Raw genomic sequence first — 16,171 nt, forward strand, 5'->3', positions numbered from 1 at the left:
TTTTAGACAATTACAATTATGAAATAGCTTATTTATCATTTACCAATTTCATCAAGTCAACATCATTCCCTAATAAAACTTCAGTAGGATTGATACGCCCTTTTTCAGGACCGTTTTCTAATTTTAAAACTCCACGAGGACAAACCGCTGAACAAATTCCACATCCTACACAACTAGCACGCACAATGTTTTCTCCTTTTTGAGCATAAGAACGCACATCAATACCTTGCTCGCAATAGGTAGAACAATTTCCGCAAGAAATACATTGACCTCCATTGGTGGTAATTCTAAAACGAGATTTAAAGCGTTGAACGAGCCCCATATATGCTGCTAACGGACAACCAAAACGACACCAAACACGGTTTCCGAAGATTGGATAAAAACCAGTACCGATTACCCCTGCAAACCAAGCTCCGATTAAGAAACTGTAAGTGTCTTTAATCCATTGCGATTTAATTCCGATAAAAGAATCCGCCCCTGTAAAATAACAGTATAAAGTGACTAAAGTCATTACTAAAGAAAATACTAACACTGAATGAATTAACCAGCGTTCCAATTTCCATGCTTTTATACTCTTGTCTGAATGTTGTCTGTATGGATCCCCTAAAGTTTCTGCAAGTCCACCACAACCACAAACCCAAGAACAGTACCAACGTTTTCCGAAGAAATAGACCATTACAGGAACAATTATAAGTGTAAGTATAATTCCCCAAACTAAAATGAATAGACCAATTGTTCCACTATTTCTTAAGCTGTCTAAGTTCCATTCAAAGAAGAAATCATAATCTAACGGAAAAGCGTTTTTAAAATCATACCCAGGCATGTTTAAGCTGGTCATAATTTCTGGAATTAAAAAGGCAAATACTATTTGAAAAAATAACACAGAAGTAGTTCTTATAACTTGATATTTATTGTGTCTGTATTTAATATACATTCTTGTAGCCATAACCACCATGATTGCACAGTATAAGAAACCATACACAAACCATTGAGAGGCTAAACCACCATTTAACGTCTTACTGATAGGGTCTAATATATACGTCCAATTCACTACATAATCGGGCATAAAATAAAGTAATAAGTAGAATACAACTAAATACACTAATACCAACCACGCGATAGCTCCTCTATTAGTTGCGGACTCTAAATAAATTCCGTTGTTTTTTATCCCTGCATTTCTTCCTAATAAATTAAGGTTAGGAAAAATGAATAGTAAAGCGCCTAAAATTCCTAATCCGAAAGTTAGCCACCACAATACAGCTTGGTTTTCTTTTACAAACCCTTTTCCTGCTTTTTTTGCTAAATCAAAACTGAGTGTATGAGGTTTTCCGTAGATTTTATATTGATATTGTTGCCCTTTAGCATCCCAATTTTTTTCGGCATCGTATTTTGCAATGAGTGCATCATAATGATCGTTTGAAGTTTGATATGCATTTCGTACCCTGCTAGAAAACTCAAAAATGTTTAGTTTTTCAGAGGTAACTGTAGCTTTTGTAAGTTCTTCTTTTATGATTTCACTTTTATAATTCTTTTCTTGTAAAAACGAATCTAACTCACTAGAAGTTAAATTAAAAGAACCTAAGAAAATACTTCCTGTAAATATAGATAAGGCAATTAAAAAAATAACTAACCCTGTTTGTTTTATTGCTTTCATATTAATTATGCGCTAAAGATTCTAGCCCAACTTTTCTTTTTAAGTTGGATGTTAGTATTGTTTTCTTTGTTGAATTTTGCTACGATTTCTGGTTCGTGAAGTTTGTAGAATTCAGGATCAAAATTAGCATCGGCTAAATGTTCTAAAACGTAATCTACAGTCTTTTTTTCGGTAAGAATTTTATCAAAAAACTCATGACGCATTCTAATTCCGAAGGTGTTTATGCCAATAAACTCTCTTGAATTCTTATCATAATTTATATGAATACATTTTTTACCACTTTCGTGTTCCCAATAAAAACGGGCTTCATTTTCTTTAGGTTGTGCCCAAACCCAACCGTAGGTTTGATATTCAATATCGATAAACTTAGCAGAATTAAACCAATGACCAGGTTTGTATTCAATATGATTTCCGCAAATAGTTTGTGCAACGGTTTCACCCATCATTCTACCAGTGTACCAAACCGCTTCAATTGGTCGGCGTTGATCAATAGCTTCATGCTGTTCAGCACAATCACCAATAGCATAAATGTCTTTGATGTTGGTTTCTAAAAAACGATTCACTTTTACGCCTCTACCTGTTTCAATACCAGAGTTTTTTATAAAATCGATGTTAGGTGAAACTCCTGCGGTTAGTCCAACGACATCACAAGCAATTTCCTCACCTGTTTCAGCGATAACAACCGATGTTGCTTTACCGTTCGCATCTGCTTTAATTTCTTTTAAATTCACACCCAAACGTAAATCGATATGATTGTCTAAGATTTCTCTGTTAATCATTGCCGATTCTTGCTCAGGCAATACTCCGTTCCAAAAACTACTTTCTCTCACTAAAAAAGTTACGGGAATATTTCTGCTGTGTAACATTTCAGCCAATTCAATTCCAATCAACCCACCACCAACTATGACAGCTCTTTTACACGTTTTATTATCTGGAGCATATTTTTCTAAATTTTCAAGATCTTGTTTATGGTACATTCCCATAACACCTTTTAAATCTTGTCCAGGCCAACCAAATTTGTTGGGTTTTGACCCCGTAGCAATAATTAAGGTGTCATACGATAGTTTTTCACCGTTTGTAAATTCTAGCTCTTTGTTAGAGGTATGAACTTTAGTAACAAACCCTTTTTTTAACTCGATGTTGTTTTTTTTCCAAAACCAAGATTCGTAGGGTTGTGTATGTTCAAACTTCATGTGCCCCATGTAAACGTACATAAGAGCGGTTCTCGAAAAGAAATAATCAGTTTCACCAGAAACGATGGTAATTTTTTTATCAGATAACTTTCTAATATGTCTTGCGGCAGTTACTCCTGAAATTCCATTACCAATTATTACAACGTGTTCCATATAAGTTGATTTGCGAATTAGGTCGTTGTTAAAGTTAAGAACTTAAAACTGAAGCTTAAATTTAGAATGAATATAAATAAAAAACATCTGTAAGAGTTTTCTCAAGCCAACGACTCAGCAACTAATTGTTAAATTTTTAATCATGAAAAATAAAATCGCTTTAGCTTTTATTGTAGCTAGTTCCTTATTTGTTTCTAATGGGTATTCCCAAGAAAACGATACAAAATCTAATATTCAAACATATACTCCTTCAAAATTATTAAACAAGGGACAGTGGGATATTAAATGGTTTAACAATTTATATACAGAAACAAAGTTTGCGAATAGTAATGGAGATTCTCAAGATAAATTTAGAGAAAATTATTTCACATCAACTATTGAAGCTTTTACAGGAATTTCAGCGAATAATAGAATTAATATTGGTGCTATTGTTGAGTTTCGTTCTAATACGATTGGTGGAAGACAAGCATTATCAGTTTTTAGTTTGAATGATGATCCAAATTCAGAAAGAAAAGGAATTACGTCTATTGCTCCAACTATTAAATGGCAACCTATAGAGAGTGTTGGTAATTTTTCTATACAATCGGCAATTCATATTCCATTAGTTGAAAAAGAATCAGAAAACAATGTGTTTTTAGATCAAAGCAGCTGGATATTCCAAAATAGATTTTTCTATGATTATACATTTGATAGTGGAAAATGGCAATTATTTACAGAGTTGAATACAGAGTATAGTTTTGGTGAAGAAACTAGTTTTGCTAATAATACATTTTTGTTAGTTCCAGCAGTTTTTATGAGTTATTTTCCATCTGATAAATCTACCATTTTAGGATTTGTACAACATTCACAAAGATTTGGAGATTTTACGCAAGATTATACTGCTTTAGGTTTAGGAGGGAAGTATCAACTTTCAAAAATTTTAAACTTAGAAATACTATACAGCAAGTTTGTAAGAGGAACTGACAACGGTTTAGGGCAAAGTTTTAATTTAGGACTAAGAGCATTGTTTTAAAAATATGATTATCTTGGAGTTATGAAAATTTGCAGACTCCTATTCGTTGTTTTAGTGTGTGTATCATGCTCTAGTCAAACAAAAAAAATAAACGGAATTAGTTTTGTGGCTTCTTCAGAAGTGATAAACAAAGAGCATATTCAACCCATAAAAAAGGTGTCAGCGAATTATATAGCGTTGATGCCTTTTGGTTTTATTCGAGATATTTCTTCCCCCAAAGTAAATTACAACGCAAAATGGCAATGGTTTGGAGAAACGGATGAAGGTTTAAAGCAATATGCTTATGAATTAGAAAAAGAATCGTTTAAAATAATGGTTAAACCTCAAATATGGGTACATAAAGGAACCTATACAGGTAAAATTGAAATGACCTCTGAAGAAAATTGGAAAACTTTAGAAACAACATACGAGGCCTTTATTTTAAATTTTGCAAAAACAGCAGAAGAAATTAAAGCGGATATTTTCTGTATAGGAACAGAACTTGAAAAGTTTATAGAAAATAGACCTGAGTATTGGAAGCAGTTGATTAAAAAAATTAGAAAAGTATATTCAGGAAAACTTACCTATGCAGCAAATTGGGATGAATTTAAAAGAACTCCTTTTTGGAAAGAGTTAGATTTTATTGGTATTGATGCATATTTTCCGTTAAGTGAAAAACAATCGCCTTCTATTCAGGATTTTGAAAACGGATGGCAAAAGCATAAAGAAGAAATTAAAAAAGTTAGGGAAGAGGTTCGTAAACCTGTTTTATTTACAGAATATGGTTACCGAAGTATAGATTACACAGGAAAAGAACCGTGGGATTCCAACAGAGTTGAAGGACAAGTAAATTTAGAAAATCAATCAAAAGCATTACAAGCAATTTATAATCAGTTTTGGAAAGAAGATTGGTTCGCAGGTGGGTTTCTTTGGAAATGGTTTATGAACTATGATGAAGTTGGTGGGATAGAGAATAACAGATTTACACCTCAAAATAAACCTGCTGAAAAAGTAATTAAACAAACTTATGAAACTCATTAACAACACATTTTTTTTGTTATTAATTTTTGTTACAGTTGTTTGTTCTGCACAAGAACAAATGATTGAAAAAATTACGATTAAAGGAGCAAAAAAAACAAAAGTTAACGAGTTAAAAAAGATACTTTTTTTTAAAGAAAATACAGTATTAGATTCTATTCAACTAAACGAAGAGATAATACGATTAAAACGTTTACCTGCTATATCGCATGTTTATTACGAGGTTATTCGATTAGAAGACAACAAAAACGAAGTTGTTGTAAAAGTTGAAGAAAATTTCACAATCATTCCTGAATTCAATTTATGGACTACCACAAATAAAAGATTAGCCTATAAAATAGGAATTAGCGATTATAATTTCTTAGGTAGAAACATTGTTTTTGGTGGTTTTTATCAGAATAACGGATTTGATTCTTACGGAATTAATCTTAGAGCACCGACCTTGTTTTCAAGAAAATGGGGAATAGCATTTCACCATCAAAATTGGAATAGTGAAGAACCGCTGTATTTTGAAAATGGAACTGCAAATTATCGTTATCAAAATATCTCTTTTGAAACGCTTGCCTTGTATCAAGTAAACAATAAGCATCAGCTACAATTTGGAATTAATTTTTTCAAAGAAAAATACAGCTATTTAACAGGTGCTATTTCTTCGAATGTTCCACAAAATTTAGATGTAAACAAACAGTTGTTCAAACTAATTTATACCTACAATAATTTAGATTACTACTACCAATACATCAACGGATTTAAAACTCAGTTTTACGGACAGTATGTTACTTCCGAAAATGAATATCAAAACGATTTTTTAGTGTTTTGGAACGATTTATTTTATTACAAACGTATTGGGAGCAAAGGTAACTGGGCTAACCGTTTAAGAATTGGACTATCTTCAAATGATAAAACACCTTTTGCGCCCTTTGCATTAGATAATAATGTGAACTTAAGAGGTGTTGGAATTTTGGTTGATAGAGGTACTGGAAGCATTGTTTTAAACTCAGAATATAGACATACGTTGTACGAAAAGAAGTGGTTTATACTTCAAGGAAATATTTTTACTGATTTTGGTACTTGGAGAAACCCTGGAGGTAGTTTTTCGGATTTTATTGATAGTAATAATGTGAGGATTTACTCAGGAATTGGACTTCGATTTATTAATAAAAAGATATTCAATGCAGTTTTTAGAATTGATTATGGACATGGTTTAACTCCGAACTCTTCTAAAGGGTTTGTCTTTGGAGTTGGACAGTATTTTTAAAGTATACTCGTCATTACGAAGCCTAATGGCTGAAGTAATCTCTTAAAAATAAAGATTGCCACAAAAACTTCTTTTTTTAGTTTTTTCGCAATGACGAATATTAAAATCTTATTTTTTCTTTGGATGTACCAATTTCATTTCATCAATTAAGTGTTTAGCGCCTGCATATTTATCAATAATAAACAATACATAACGAAGATCTACCATGATGTTTCTACAAATTTCAGGATCGTAGTTAATATCACTCATAGTTCCTTCCCAAACACGGTCAAAGTTTAATCCTACTAAATTTCCGTTTGCATCAATTGCAGGACTTCCAGAGTTCCCTCCTGTGGTATGGTTGGTTCCTAAGAAACACACAGGAACTTTTCCGTTTTTATCGGTATACTGTCCGTAATCTTTTGCATCGTATAAATCACGTAACTTTTTTGGTACGTCAAATTCATAATCTCCAGGAACGTATTTTTCAATAACACCATCTAAGTAACTTACAGGATTATAATAGACAGCATCTCTTGGAGAATACCCACGCACTTGACCGTAAGTTACACGTAAAGTACTATTTGCATCTGGGAAATAACGAGCGTTAGGTAAGGCTTCCATCAACGCTTTCATGTATGTTTTTTGCAAGGCAGTAATAGGCTCGTTTTTTTGTTGAAATTCAGGATTAATCGTAGTGTAAAACTCTTCAATCATAGGTTTTGCATATAGGTATGCCGCATCTTTATTAAGATTTTCAACAACTTGGTTTGCATCGCCATCTAATAATTGTAGAGCTTTTTCTAAATCGGTAAAAGCTGTTTTTTCATAAATTGAAGCATCACTATTTTTAGTGTAAAAAGGCATTACATTCGTAAAAACTCCTTTATCTACAGAAGCATCGTAATTTTTTTGAATTCCTTTTAAAGTAGTAATTAAAGAAGTTTTTGCTTTTTCAAAATCTTCTGGTTTTTTAGTTATAGCTTGTTCAAATTGATAGGTTCTAAACGCCATTTGCATCAATTCGTTGGTTACTAAAAATACTTCAATAAAATTTCGTCTTTTAATATTGATGTTTGCAAAGTCTTTATATAAAGTTTCAAACTGAGGTAAAATGTCACCATACTTTCCTTCTAAACCTTTTTCTTGTAATGCTTTGTTAAAGGTAGCTTCAAAAGCTTTACGTTGAGCAATCGCGTTACTTTTTTGAATCCCTAGGTTTTCACCAATCCACTTTTTCCAAGCGTTGGCAATACGTGCTTGTTTAGATGCGTATTTAATTCTAATAGCATCGCTAGCTTTCATTTGTGCATCAATCTCTTTTAATGCAGCTTCTCTAATAGCAATATTACTTGGGTTAAATTCTTGAGTGATATGTTTGATAGCTGTAGCTGGTAAATACTCGTTAGTACGACCAGGGAACCCAAAAACCATGGTAAAATCACCTTCTTCTACTCCGTCTAAAGACACTGGTAAAAAGTGTTTTGGTGTGTATGGAATGTTGTCTTTACTATATTTTGCAGGGCGATTGTTTTTGTCAGCATAAATTCTGAATAAAGAAAAATCTCCTGTATGACGTGGGAATACCCAGTTATCGGTATCGCTACCAAATTTACCAATACTGCTAGGTGGAGCTCCAACCAAACGAACATCTTCAAACTTTTCAGTTACAAATAAGAAATACTGATTTCCTTTGTAAAATGGACGCACTTTTACATGTTGCCACTCTTCTTTTTGTACTGTTTTAGTAAGCTCATTAATGTTTTTGTCGATTGTTGATTGCTTTTCGCGCTCAGTCATTGCATCCGTAACATTCGCTAACGCTTGATTGGTTACATCATCAATACGAACAATAAATTCAACATATAAGTTTTCATTTGGCAATTCTTCATTTAAATTCATTGCCCAAAAACCATCTTTTAAATAATCGTTTTCTAAAGAAGAATGCGATTGAATTTGCCCGAAACCACAGTGGTGGTTCGTTAAGATTAATCCTTTATTGGAAATTACTTCACTAGTACAACCTCCGTTGAAATGCCCGATAGCATCTTTTAAACTTGAGTTGTTTACATCGTAAATATCTTTAGCGGTTAATTTACCACCTAACGATTTCATTTCTTGTTCGTTCATTCCTTCTAAGAGTGAAGGAATCCACATTCCACCTTGTTGTGCAGCTACTTGAACAACTAGAAATAAGAATAGAATTTTTATGTACTTCATCTGATTTTGTTATTTATCGGATAAAGATACAATTCCCTATTTTATTTTTTGTTAAGAGGATAGATTTCTTGACTGATAAAATCCTGTGGAAAATGTTCATCACCTTCAAACCCAATTTCAATATCTCTTCCGTTGTATGGAATGTAATTGGTTTTGAAAAGGTAATCCCAAATACTTAAAGTAATTCCGAAGTTGACTCCCATTTTTCTGTCCTCTGGAAGTTCTTTTGCATGATGCCAAATATGCATTCGCGGGTTGTTTAAGATGTATTTTAACCATCCGTAATCCCAATTAATATTTGCATGGTTTAAATGCCCGATGGTAATATTAAAAAAATGAACAAAGGCCACATCTTGTGCGGTAAATCCACCCATAATTGCAAGCGGAATATATTTCATAGAGTTATAGACAACGGGTTCCATCCAATGGTAGCGTAAGTGAGCTGCGAATCCCATTTGTTTTACTGAATGATGTACTTTGTGGAAGTTCCATAAAAACTCATATCTGTGTAAAAGCGTGTGGGTAAACCACTGAATAAAGTCAATAATAATGAAGAAAACTAATAATCTTGCCCAATACGGAAACGCATTGATGTCGAATAACTGGAAATCTGAAATTGATAAACCAACAACACCTAAAACATCGTTAAATAATTGTGCTGCTGTGTTAGATAATGCTATTAAAACGATGAGGTTTAACAAAAAGAAATTAAAAAACATATAAAAGGTATCTAACCAAAAATCTTTTCGAAATAACGATTGATTTTTTCGCCAAGGAAAAATGATTTCTAATCCCCAAACAATCAAAGAAATTACAATTAAACCATAAAAATAATTTTCCCAGTTCAATTCAAATAAAACAGATTGCTTTAAGTAGTTCCAGTAATCAGAATAAGAGTTTTTTATAATGTCAAGGTATTTGTTCATTGTTTTAGTAAGAAAATATTTTTATAAAAGTAAGTAAATAGATAGGTTTAAAATGTTACCTCGGTTACAAATAGGGTAAAAAATAAAAAACCGCTAGTAATCTAGCGGTTTTTTATTTTGTGAGTAGTTGCCTACTTTTTGTTTACTTCTTTAATGTACTTTTCTAAAGCCATTGTCATTGAAGGTGTTTCTGGGGTTGGTGCAGCAATATCTACACGTAAACCTCTATCTTCAACAGCTTTTTCAGTAGTGTTACCAAAAACAGCTATTCTAGTATTGTTTTGTTTGAAATCAGGGAAGTTTTCAAATAAACTATCAATACCTGATGGACTAAAGAATACTAAAATATCATAAAAAACATCTTCTAAATCAGATAAGTCGCTTACAACAGTTCTGTACAAATCAGCACGTTTCCAATCAACTCCTAATTTGTCTAATTCTTCAGGAATTAAATCTTTTAATTTGTCTGAAGATGGTAATAAGAACTTTTCGTCTTTGTGTTTTTTAATTAATTTAGTTAACTCAGGAAACGTTCTGTTTCCAACATAAATCTTACGTTTTCTGTACACGACGTACTTTTGTAAATAATAAGCAACCGCTTCAGATTGACAGAAATATTTCATGTCATCAGGCACAGTAAAACGCATTTCTTCAGCAATTCTGAAAAAATGATCAACAGCGTTTCTACTTGTAAGTATAATAGCTGTGTAGTTTTTTAAATCTACTTTTTGAGCTCTAACTTCTTTAACAGGAATACCTTCGACATGAATGAATGAACGAAAGTCAACTTTTACTTTTTGTTTTTCGGCTAAGTCGAAATAAGGTGAAGTTTCTGTCTTTGGTTTAGGTTGAGAGACTAAAATAGTTTTCACTTTCATAAACTTTCTCTTTATTACGTAGTTGTTGTTTTATAAAGAATTAATAGCGGTGCTATTTCAAGGGTGCAAAAGTACAAAATAAAATAAAACAACTTGCTAATAACAAGCTTTTTATTGTTGCTTAGTATTAAAAATGCCCTAATAATAAGTAAAACACAGAAAGAGGAAATTAAGAATAATTTATTAGTAAACGTGTATTGGTATAATATGATTACGGGGAATAACCACATACTTAACACATATAAATATCCAGATTTTGTATATAGGAAATAACTAATTATTGAAGATAACCCTAATACGTGAGATATGATATAATCTAACAAAAACCTGACTAAAAAATACACAAGAACAAAGAAGAATACACCTGAAAAAGATAAAAAACTTTGTGTGTAAAGTTCAGCAACGATGGTTAAGTATAAAAATAAAGAGATAATGAGTGTTGTAAAAAAGAATAATAACAAGTTAAAAGGAGAAAAAAAAGAAGCTCTTTCTTCCATTCTTTTATGAAAAAAACCAGAAGTAATAAAAGCTATAGAATAACCGTATAGTTTTGTTGGTTTAAGCATTTTCATTACAGCCAACAACACAATTGCTAATACAATAACCAACGTTATCCAGCTATCATTAGTAATAATTCTCTCTATTGCTTGCAATCGTTTTCTGCTTTTAATTAACACAAAATTAGTAATAAATTAGTGTATCTTTGCCCTGTTTTATATGAAAATTACATGAAGTCAGACGCTTTAGTCATAATTCCTACCTATAACGAAAAAGAAAATATCGAAGCTATTATTCGAGCAGCTTTCAATCAAGAAAAGGTATTTCATGTGTTGGTTGTTGATGATAATTCTCCTGACGGTACCGCAACAATTGTAGAAAAACTACAAAATGAATTCCCAGAAAAACTTTTTATTGAGAAAAGAACTGGCAAAAACGGATTAGGGACAGCGTATATCCATGGATTTAAATGGGCAATCGAAAAAAAATACGATTACATTATAGAAATGGATGCCGATTTTTCGCACAACCCTAATGATTTAATCCGATTGTACAATGAATGTGAAAATGAAGGAGCTGATGTTGCTATAGGGTCACGATATTCAGTGGGAGTTAATGTTGTAAACTGGCCAATGAGTAGGGTGTTGTTGTCGTATTTTGCATCTAAATACGTGCGATTAATAACCAGAATGCCAATTCATGATACTACTGCGGGTTTTGTATGTTATAAAAGAAAAGTACTTGAAACAATTAAGCTAGATAAGGTTAAATTTGTTGGATACGCATTTCAAATTGAAATGAAATACAAAGCTTGGAAACACAAGTTTAATATTAGAGAAGTTTCGGTCATTTTTACTGATAGAGTTTTAGGAAAATCGAAACTGAGTAAAGGAATTATCAGAGAAGCAGTCTTTGGAGTGATAAAAATGAGAATTAACGGATTACCAAAATAACAACATGCAATCATACTTACTTAAAAACGCACAAATCGTAAACGAAAACAACATTTTTAAAGGTGATGTTTTAATAGAAGGAGAATATATTAAGCAAATAGCAGAAAGTATAACTCCTACAGATTCTGTTGAAGTAATTGATGCTAAAGGAAAATTCTTAATTCCTGGTATGATTGATGATCAGGTGCATTTTCGTGAACCTGGTTTAACTCATAAAGCAAATATAGCAACTGAAAGTAAGGCTGCTATTGCTGGTGGAATTACTTCGTTTATTGAGATGCCAAATACAGTTCCGCAAGCTACTACTCAAGAATTATTAGCAGATAAATTCGAGATTGCCTCTAAAACTTCGTACGCAAACTATTCGTTTATGTTTGGTGGAACGAATGATAATTTAGGAGAGTTGTTAAAAACAAATCCGAAAGATGTAGCAGGAATTAAGTTGTTTTTAGGTTCCTCAACAGGAAATATGTTGGTTGATAATGAAGAAGTGTTAGAAAAAATATTTTCATCAACCAAAATGTTAATTTCTGTGCACTGTGAAGATGAGGCAACCATTAGAAAAAATACTGAGGAATATAAAGCAAAGTATGGGGAAGATATTCCTGTAAAATATCACCCGTTAATCCGTAGTGAAGAAGCATGTTATTTATCATCTTCAAAAGCGATAGAGTTAGCGAAGAAAACAGGTGCGCGTTTACATATTTTTCACTTATCTACCGAGAAAGAAACGCATTTATTCAGAAATGATATTCCCTTAGAAGAAAAACAAATTACTGCTGAGGTTTGTGTGCACCATTTATGGTTTACCGATGCAGATTATGACAAAAAAGGAACTCATATAAAGTGGAATCCCGCAGTAAAAACTCAAAAAGATAAAGACGGATTATGGAAAGCCTTATTAGATGATAGGATTGATATTATTGCTACCGATCATGCTCCGCATACTTTAGAAGAAAAAGACAACGTGTATACCAAAGCACCTAGTGGAGGTCCGTTAGTGCAACATGCTGTTATTGCTGTTTTAGAAAAAGTGAAAGAAGGTGTGTTGTCGATTGAAAAAGCGGTGGAAAAAATGAGCCATAATCCAGCAAAAATCTTCAAAATTGAAAAAAGAGGATTTATCAAAGAAGGTTTTTATGCTGATTTAGTTTTGGTGGATACTGACAAAAAATGGACGGTTGCAAATGAGAATGTTTTATATAAATGTGGTTGGTCTCCGTTTGAAGGAGTTGAGTTTTCAAATCAAATAACCCATACTTTTGTAAACGGAAATTTGATGTTTAATCAAGGGAATTTTAACGAAGAAGTTAAGGGAAAAAGATTATTATTTAATAGATAAATGAGAGTTGTTTTATACATAGCTGTTGGTTTGTTGTTGGTTTCGTGTACCAGCAATACGATTTATAAAAAACCAGAAAATTTGATTCCGAAAGATTCGATGGTTTCTTTATTAACTGATATGTATATAGCTTCATCAGCAAAAAATCAAAAGAATAAGTTTTTACAACGAGAAAAGAACTATGTGGTTTTGGTGTATGAAAAATACAAAATTGATAGTACACGTTTTGATTTAAGCAACGCTTATTATACTTCAAAAGTTGATGAATACACTGATATTTTAAAAAGAGTAAAATCGAACATTGATTCTTTAGATGTTTTGTACAGAGAAGAACAATCAGTTAAAGATTCTTTAAAAAGATTAGAGGGAAAAGTTAAACTAAATAAAGATTCACTTTACAAGAAAAAATTGTTACCAAAAGAGATTCCTAATGAGTTATTAAATAATAAAGGAAAAATTAAAGGTAAAACGTAAATAATTTATCTTTTGTAATCAGTACAAATATTTTTAATGACTGAATTTATTGACTCAAGCTTGAATTCTAACATTTCTTTAATTTTTTCAGCAGAATAATAAGATTTGTTATGAGAAGATTTTGCTGAATTTTTAGTTAACAAAGGTTCTTTTCCAGTTAATTTGGTGAGTAGCCAATCAAGTCTCCAAAACAGTTCTGTAGCTAGTTTACCTGTTTTTATTGAAGGTCTTTTTTTATTGAGTCCGTCAGCGATAGCAAACAAAATTTCTTTAAACGATTTATTTTCTGAAACTAAAACAAAACGCTCATTTTTAATGTTGGAATTCATTAATTGAATCATCGATTTTACCACACCTTTTACGCCAACAAATCCCGTAACGCCTTCGGTGTAAAATTTAAATCCGTTATATATTTGTGTAAATAATTTTCCTGAGCCTTCTTGCCAAAATCCGCTACCTAAAATCACTCCCGGGTTTACTATTACAACATCTAAACCTTCTTGACTTCCTCTCCAAACTTCCATTTCAGCACCATATTTGGTTATAGCATATCCGTGGTTTTCAGAAGCATCATTCCATTCGTTTTCTTCAGTTATTGGCTTGCCATTTATGGCATCGCCTACCGCAGCGATTGAGCTTACAAAACAGAATTTTTTTACAGTTCCTTCAATCGAAAAATTAATCAAGTTTGCGGTTCCGTCAATATTAACCTGACGCATTTTTCTGTAATCTCTCGGGTTAAAAGACACCAAGGCAGCACAATGATACACTTCAGTAATATTAGTAAAAACAGGGGCTAATGAAGTAACGTCAGCAATATCAGCTTTCACCCATTGAATTTTAGAAAAAGAGTGTTGTACATCATCTGTATAAAAAGAAAAGATTTTTTTAACGTGCTCACGCTTTTCATCCGTTCTATAAATAGCTCGAATAACCTCGTGTTTTTCGCTTAAATGAAACAACAAATGCGAACCTACTAAACCTGTTCCCCCGGTAACTAAAATCATACAGCGAATTTAGTTTTTTTTAGTTGATAAACTTATCTTTGCGTCTTTAAAATCAAAGAAAAATGACCAAGAATTTAGTAGAAGAATTACGTTGGCGTGGAATGATTCACGATATAATGCCAGGAACTGAAGAGCAATTGCAAAATGAAATGACCACAGCATATATCGGTTTTGATCCTACTTCAGATTCGTTGCATATTGGTAGCTTGGTGCCAATTATTTTATTAGTTCATATTGAAAAAGCAGGACACAAACCCGTTGCTTTAGTAGGTGGGGCTACAGGAATGATTGGTGATCCGTCAGGAAAATCTGATGAGCGTAACTTGTTAAATGAAGAAACCTTAGCAAAAAACGTAGCTGGTATTAAAAGAACTCTTGGGCGTTTTTTAAATTTTGACAATGGTTCAAAAAACTCTCCAGTTTTAGTAAATAATTACGATTGGATGAAAGAATTTTCTTTTATCGATTTTGCTCGTGATGTAGGTAAACGTATTACTGTAAATTACATGATGGCAAAAGATTCGGTTAAAAAACGTATTTCTGGAGAAGGTGGCGGCGGAATGAGTTTTACTGAATTTACATATCAGTTAATTCAAGGATACGATTTTTATCATTTGTATAAAACGCATAATTGTAAACTTCAAATGGGAGGATCTGATCAGTGGGGAAATATTACTACAGGTACAGAATTGGTTCGTAGAATGACCACCGATGAAAATGCCAAAGCATTTGCAGCAACTTGTCCGTTAATTACCAAAGCCGACGGTTCAAAATTTGGAAAATCTGAAGGTGGAAATGTTTGGTTAGATGCCGATAAAACTTCGGTGTATAAATTCTATCAATTTTGGTTGAACACTTCTGATGAAGATGCAGAAAAGTATATCAAAATCTTTACGTTTTTAGATAAAGAAACAATTGATGCTTTAATTTCAGAACATAAAGAAGCGCCGCATCAAAGAGCTTTACAAAAGAAGTTAGCTGAAGAAGTAACTACTTTTGTACACTCTAAAGAAGAGCTAGATAAAGCTATAGCAGCTTCAAATATTTTATTCGGAAAATCAACTGCTGAAGATTTGAAGAGTTTAGATGAACAGACTTTTTTAGATGTATTTGATGGTGTGCCACAAGCTGAAGTTTCTCAAGAAGATATAAATGAAGGTTTAGATATGATTGCAGCATTGGCAGCCAAAACAGGGTTTTTAAAATCAAACGGAGATGCTCGTAGAGCTTTAAAAGAAAGCTCAATATCAGTAAATAAAGAAAAAGTAAACGAAGAATTCGTAATTACGTCAAAAGACTTAATTGCTGATAAATATGTTCTGTTACAAAGAGGAAAGAAAAACTATTTCTTATTAAGAGTAGAATAGTTAAAAATAGAGTAAAACTAAAAGCCCTTAAAAGAAATTTCTTTTAAGGGCTTTTTTGTAATATATAAACAAGTGAAAATTTTTATGAAACTGCCTTAAAATCATAAGTTAAAGGGCATCTTTTACAATTAACTCCTTTTTTCTGATATTTATTACAGCATTTATTTTTTGGTTTAATACAATTGCTACTGCAAACAGCACTACATGTAGTAGTTACTTTAGTTGTTGTTTTTATCTGAT

14 protein-coding genes are annotated in these 16,171 nt (G+C 32.2%); 7 read left to right on the forward strand and 7 right to left on the reverse strand.

The genetic code is table 11. The annotated features are described in order from the left end of the window. Positions 1 to 28: 28 nt before the first annotated feature. On the reverse strand, positions 29 to 1,654 hold the full coding sequence (locus ACKTST_RS00760; protein WP_408045887.1) for a 4Fe-4S binding protein: 1,626 nt from the start codon (positions 1,652 to 1,654) through the stop codon (positions 29 to 31). Positions 1,655 to 1,659: 5 nt separating this feature from the next. After that, the gene (locus ACKTST_RS00765) at positions 1,660 to 3,000 is read right to left on the reverse strand and encodes an NAD(P)/FAD-dependent oxidoreductase (protein WP_408045888.1); all 1,341 of its coding nucleotides are present in this window, start codon (positions 2,998 to 3,000) and stop codon (positions 1,660 to 1,662) included. Between the two features lie 142 nt (positions 3,001 to 3,142). Between ACKTST_RS00765 and ACKTST_RS00770 the strand changes: the two genes are divergently transcribed. From ACKTST_RS00770 to ACKTST_RS00780, 3 genes are read left to right on the forward strand one after another with little or no spacing between them, the layout of a single operon-like run. Then, positions 3,143 to 4,012 (forward strand): transporter, encoded by an 870-nt coding sequence (locus ACKTST_RS00770; RefSeq protein ID WP_408045889.1) that lies wholly within the window; start codon positions 3,143 to 3,145, stop codon positions 4,010 to 4,012. Positions 4,013 to 4,033: 21 nt separating this feature from the next. Next, positions 4,034 to 5,032 carry a glycoside hydrolase family 113 gene (locus tag ACKTST_RS00775; RefSeq protein WP_408045890.1) on the forward strand — a complete coding sequence of 333 codons (999 nt, stop codon included), beginning with the start codon at positions 4,034 to 4,036 and terminating at the stop codon, positions 5,030 to 5,032. Continuing rightward, positions 5,019 to 6,287 (forward strand): POTRA domain-containing protein, encoded by a 1,269-nt coding sequence (locus tag ACKTST_RS00780; protein WP_408045891.1) that lies wholly within the window; start codon positions 5,019 to 5,021, stop codon positions 6,285 to 6,287. Before ACKTST_RS00775 ends, ACKTST_RS00780 begins: the two co-directional genes overlap by 14 nt. Before the next feature lie 108 nt (positions 6,288 to 6,395). Here the strand turns inward: ACKTST_RS00780 and ACKTST_RS00785 are convergent, their stop codons facing one another. From ACKTST_RS00785 to ACKTST_RS00800, 4 genes are all read right to left on the reverse strand, one after another. After that, entirely contained in the window at positions 6,396 to 8,486 is a 2,091-nt protein-coding gene (locus ACKTST_RS00785; protein ID WP_408045892.1) for a S46 family peptidase, read from the reverse strand. Between the two features lie 41 nt (positions 8,487 to 8,527). Continuing rightward, entirely contained in the window at positions 8,528 to 9,412 is an 885-nt protein-coding gene (locus ACKTST_RS00790; protein WP_408045893.1) for a sterol desaturase family protein, read from the reverse strand. Positions 9,413 to 9,543: 131 nt separating this feature from the next. Continuing rightward, on the reverse strand, positions 9,544 to 10,290 hold the full coding sequence (locus ACKTST_RS00795; protein ID WP_408045894.1) for a uroporphyrinogen-III synthase: 747 nt from the start codon (positions 10,288 to 10,290) through the stop codon (positions 9,544 to 9,546). 14 nt (positions 10,291 to 10,304) lie between these two features. After that, positions 10,305 to 10,943 carry a DUF4271 domain-containing protein gene (locus tag ACKTST_RS00800; protein ID WP_408045895.1) on the reverse strand — a complete coding sequence of 213 codons (639 nt, stop codon included), beginning with the start codon at positions 10,941 to 10,943 and terminating at the stop codon, positions 10,305 to 10,307. A gap of 75 nt (positions 10,944 to 11,018) precedes the next feature. Between ACKTST_RS00800 and ACKTST_RS00805 the strand changes: the two genes are divergently transcribed. The 3 genes from ACKTST_RS00805 to ACKTST_RS00815 are packed head-to-tail and all read left to right on the forward strand — an operon-like array spanning position 11,019 to position 13,557. After that, positions 11,019 to 11,741: a polyprenol monophosphomannose synthase gene (locus ACKTST_RS00805; protein WP_408045896.1), complete on the forward strand. Its 723-nt coding sequence runs from the start codon at positions 11,019 to 11,021 to the stop codon at positions 11,739 to 11,741. 4 nt (positions 11,742 to 11,745) lie between these two features. Further along, entirely contained in the window at positions 11,746 to 13,083 is a 1,338-nt protein-coding gene (locus ACKTST_RS00810; RefSeq protein ID WP_408045897.1) for a dihydroorotase, read from the forward strand. Further along, positions 13,084 to 13,557 carry a DUF4296 domain-containing protein gene (locus ACKTST_RS00815; RefSeq protein WP_408045898.1) on the forward strand — a complete coding sequence of 158 codons (474 nt, stop codon included), beginning with the start codon at positions 13,084 to 13,086 and terminating at the stop codon, positions 13,555 to 13,557. A 5-nt stretch (positions 13,558 to 13,562) separates the two neighbouring features. Here ACKTST_RS00815 and ACKTST_RS00820 read toward each other — a convergent pair whose 3' ends face one another. Then, positions 13,563 to 14,564 carry an SDR family oxidoreductase gene (locus tag ACKTST_RS00820; RefSeq protein WP_408045899.1) on the reverse strand — a complete coding sequence of 334 codons (1,002 nt, stop codon included), beginning with the start codon at positions 14,562 to 14,564 and terminating at the stop codon, positions 13,563 to 13,565. Between the two features lie 62 nt (positions 14,565 to 14,626). Here ACKTST_RS00820 and tyrS point away from each other — a divergent pair, with 62 nt between their 5' ends. Next, complete coding sequence (tyrS, locus tag ACKTST_RS00825; RefSeq protein WP_408045900.1) at positions 14,627 to 15,931, forward strand: tyrosine--tRNA ligase; 1,305 nt, start codon at positions 14,627 to 14,629, stop codon at positions 15,929 to 15,931. Positions 15,932 to 16,171 lie beyond the last annotated feature (240 nt).

It is taken from the genome of Tenacibaculum crassostreae (genome assembly GCF_964512405.1).
In the GTDB taxonomy this organism is placed as follows: Bacteria; Bacteroidota; Bacteroidia; order Flavobacteriales; family Flavobacteriaceae; genus Polaribacter; species Polaribacter crassostreae.